Raw genomic sequence first — 4211 nt, 5'->3', positions numbered from 1 at the left:
AAAGTTGTAAAGAAAAACGAAATACAGAATGTTGAGACAACGAAACAGAAGGCAAAAGCTCCAAATACTCGTCCACAAACTGCACCTAATTCAAAAAAACCACCCCATAGAACATTTTCAAATAATTCTAAAAAACCTGGAAAGACAGACTGGGACGATAGCGCAAAACTTGAAGCATTAAGAAGCAAAAATCCCCAAAAACAAAGACAGAAAGTTCATATTATCGGTGAGAATGATGATTCATTAACATCTGAAACTAGTGGATATTCAGGCGAGAAAATTTCAATTTTATCAGCAAGTCTAGCGCGTCCTAAGAAAGAAAAGTCCGAGGAAACTAAAACTCAAAAATCTATCAAACAATTTAAAAAGAAGAAAAAAGAGACTACTAGGCAAAGACAGAAAAGAAGAGCTATGGAGTTAAAGGCTGCCAAAGAAGCCAAACAAGTAAGACCTGAAATGATAATCGTGCCCGAAGATAATTTAACAGTCCAAGAATTAGCCGATAAATTAAGTCTTGAAAGTTCTGAAATAATCAAATCTCTTTTTTTTAAAGGAATAACTGCAACTGTTACTCAATCACTTGACTTAGCAACTATTGAAACAGTAGCAGAAGAATTTGGGGTACCTGTTTTGCAAGATGATATCCAAGAAGCTGCTGAGAAAACAGTAGATATGATTGAATCTGAAGATATTGATAATCTAATAAGAAGACCACCTGTTATTACAGTGATGGGTCATGTAGATCATGGCAAAACAAGTCTTTTAGATTCCATCAGAGAATCAAGAGTAGCTTCGGGGGAAGCAGGGGGCATCACTCAACACATAGGAGCTTATCAAGTTGAATTTGAACATGAATCTCAAAAGAAAAAATTAACTTTTCTTGATACCCCTGGTCATGAAGCCTTTACTGCAATGAGAGCAAGGGGTACAAAGGTTACAGATGTAGCTGTTCTTGTAGTTGCTGCAGATGATGGTTGCAGACCTCAAACACTAGAAGCTATCAGTCATGCAAGAGCTGCAAAAGTACCAATTGTTGTTGCAATAAATAAAATTGACAAAGAAGGGGCATCTCCAGACAGAGTAAAGCAGGAACTATCAGAAAAAGATTTAATTGCTGAAGATTGGGGAGGAGATACAGTGATGGTTCCAGTAAGTGCTATCAAAAAACAAAACATTGATAAATTACTCGAAATGATTTTATTAGTTTCAGAGGTAGAAGATCTACAAGCTAACCCTGATAGATTTGCAAAAGGTACTGTTATTGAAGCCCACCTAGACAAAGCAAAAGGGCCTGTGGCTACTTTGTTAGTACAAAATGGAACCTTGAAATCTGGAGATGTTTTAGCTGCGGGTTCAGTCCTTGGAAAAATTAGAGCAATGGTTGATGAACATGGTAATAGAATCAAAGAAGCAGGACCATCATTCCCAGTGGAAGCGCTAGGATTCAGTGAAGTACCCACTGCAGGAGATGAATTCGAAGTCTACCCTGATGAGAAAACTGCTCGAGCCATTGTCGGAGAAAGGGCAACAGATGCTAGAGCCACAAAATTAGCTCAGCAAATGGCCTCTAGAAGAGTCAGCTTATCATCCTTATCAACTCAAGCAAATGATGGAGAACTAAAGGAGTTAAACTTAATTCTCAAGGCTGATGTTCAAGGTAGTGTTGAAGCGATATTAGGATCACTAGAACAATTACCAAAAAATGAAGTTCAAGTCAGAGTCCTACTTTCTGCTCCTGGAGAAATAACTGAGACAGATATAGATCTCGCTGCTGCATCTGGGTCAGTAATCATTGGATTTAACACCTCATTGGCTTCTGGCGCGAAGAGAGCAGCTGATGCTAATGACGTTGATATAAGAGAATATGAAGTAATTTATAAACTCTTAGAAGATATTCAGTTGGCCATGGAAGGGCTACTTGAACCCGATCTTGTCGAAGAATCATTAGGGCAAGCTGAAGTTAGAGCAACTTTCGCAGTTGGTAAAGGAGCTATTGCAGGCTGTTATATACAAACTGGCAAATTACAAAGGAATTGTTCTCTGAGAGTTATTAGATCAGAGAAAGTAATATTTGAGGGTAATTTAGACTCTCTAAAAAGAGCTAAAGATGATGTAAAAGAAGTAAATACAGGATTTGAATGTGGAGTTGGCTGCGATAAATTCTCTTCATGGATTGAAGGAGATGTAATCGAAGCATTCAAATTTGTCACCAAAAAGAGGACCTTATCACAATAATTAAACATCTAGCTTATTAATCTTTATTTCTGTCAAAGATTAATAAAGTAGGAAATATTACACAAGCACCCAACTGTATGAGAAGGTTATTTAGCTGTAATTCAGTTCCATTCGCAATTCTAGAAAGCATTATTAGAAGTCCCAAAAATGCAGAACCGCTAAAAGCTATCCACAATATTCTTCTCAATCCCTTGAAAGGAGCTTGGGATTCCTTTAATAATTTCTTTTTCAATTCAGGATCTATTTTTGACATAAATTCTTTCAATTATAAAATTAAGTCTATATGAAAAATTCAATATTTAATTTGGCCGGTATAGCTCAGCGGTAGAGCAACTGTCTCGTAAACAGTAGGTCATTGGTTCAATTCCAATTATCGGCACTTACAAAGCAAATTAAAATGGTTAATAAAATTTTAAAATTTAGAAATCTTTTTAAATTATTTGTTTTTATTCCTCTTATATTTTATTTTGGCAAAAGAAGTTATATTGCGTTTGATGAAGGTTTTTATGCACTACAAGCTAGATGGATATTAGAAAAAGGTAACTGGACAATTCCACTTTGGTGGGATGAATATGTTTTAGATAGAACAATAGGATTACAGTTTTTAATAGCAAAGTCACAAGACTTATTTGGAAGAAATATTTTTTCTGCATATCTACCAACAACAGTCGCTTCAATATTGATGCTATTTACAACTTATAAATTACATGAAGAATTATTTAATAAAAAATATGCAATTATATCTCCACTAATCCTTGCTACTACATATCTATGGTTTGACTACTCACACTTAGCCACTCAAGATATTATTTATTCATGTTTAGTAACTATTGGAGTATTAGCTTTAGTCAAAATAAAAAGTAAAAATAACAAATTCTATATTCTGCTTTTTGGAATTTGGATTGGTTTAGCTTTTATGATGAAAACTTTTTTAGTTTTTGTACCGTTATTATCACTCATACCATATATTTTTTTTAAAAAAAATTTTTTATTCATCAAATTCTTTTGGTTAGGACTACTAATTGGATTTATTCCTTTTTTATTCTGGACATTTTCTATCAACCCTTATTTAGACAAAAATATTATTTTTTACTTAGTTGAAAAGTTTAACTTTCTATCAAGTAAAAATACTTTTACAAATCCTTTCTATTATTACTTCTGGAATGTACCTGTAACATTTCTGCCATGGAGCTTTTTTGCAATTATTGGCCACTCCACCAAAGTAGATTTAGAGGGTTTAATGAAAAAAAAATTGCACTTGAAAACTGATGTTGGACACTGGACAGGCTTAGTCCAATAATATTTTTAGGCCGCCTAACGAGTTAGGACAACTCTAAATGATCAACAACATGAGTCAATTTTTTCCCTAATAACCCTCTAGATTAAAGACATGTTGAAATTGAAAAATGGTGTACACAAACGCACGTCAACCAAAATCACCTTTTCCGCCTGAGAGCAGGTAAACTCAAGAAAAACTAACGAAATGGAATCGATTAGGGAAAAAGTGAAGGAAACTTTTCGATAAACTTTTCTCTTTTTCGATCAAGTTTGTAGATGATTATTTTACTGACTCGACTTTTTATTAGGCTTGTGGAGTCACGTGTGAGTGGTCTTTTAGATAAAGATTCTAAAAGGCCTGAGTCTTTCTAGCAGCATTATAGCCATTTATTTAGAAAGTAGTACATATATTTACATTTAGATAACACAAAGATAAAAAAAAATTCTATAAACTTTTACAATTTTTCGTTAATGCCAATGGTCTGCTCACATCACCACTAAGCCACTTCAGATAACTTTTCATTGATATATAAAAGAAATCAAATCTGTACATATACAAAATACCTCCCACAACAAAACACTATATATTTTAAAAATGTGAAAAACAATACCTGTTTTTTATTGTTGTAAATAACCATTGATCCAAGGCCATTGTAGGTTCTGTCGAAGGGAAAAAAGTAATTTGAATATAACAACTA

General features: G+C 33.8%; 3 protein-coding genes and 1 tRNA gene. 3 read left to right on the top strand and 1 reads right to left on the bottom strand.

Annotated features, from left to right (window positions below; all coding sequences use genetic code 11):
* Nucleotides 1–2235 (top strand): translation initiation factor IF-2 (infB, locus tag MK115_RS08950; protein ID WP_287610843.1); only part of this gene is annotated, 2235 nt, incomplete at its 5' end.
* A 16-nt stretch (nucleotides 2236–2251) separates the two neighbouring features.
* On the opposite strand, the gene MK115_RS08945 is transcribed toward infB, so the two are convergent.
* The gene (locus MK115_RS08945; protein WP_287610841.1) at nucleotides 2252–2488 is read right to left on the bottom strand and encodes a DUF3493 domain-containing protein; all 237 of its coding nucleotides are present in this window, start codon (nucleotides 2486–2488) and stop codon (nucleotides 2252–2254) included.
* A 54-nt stretch (nucleotides 2489–2542) separates the two neighbouring features.
* Here MK115_RS08945 and MK115_RS08940 point away from each other — a divergent pair.
* Together MK115_RS08940 and MK115_RS08935 are read left to right on the top strand one after the other, a co-directional pair.
* Nucleotides 2543–2614 (top strand) — tRNA-Thr (locus tag MK115_RS08940).
* Between the two features lie 18 nt (nucleotides 2615–2632).
* Nucleotides 2633–3535 (top strand): ArnT family glycosyltransferase, encoded by a 903-nt coding sequence (locus tag MK115_RS08935; protein ID WP_287610839.1) that lies wholly within the window; start codon nucleotides 2633–2635, stop codon nucleotides 3533–3535.
* The last annotated feature ends 676 nt before the right edge of the window (nucleotides 3536–4211 follow it).

The sequence above is a fragment of the Prochlorococcus sp. ALOHA_ZT_50 genome, assembly GCF_022447305.1.
Taxonomy (GTDB): domain Bacteria; phylum Cyanobacteriota; class Cyanobacteriia; order PCC-6307; family Cyanobiaceae; genus Prochlorococcus_A.
Note: the sequence above shows the minus strand (reverse complement) of the source record. Positions and strands in the feature narration are given on the sequence as shown.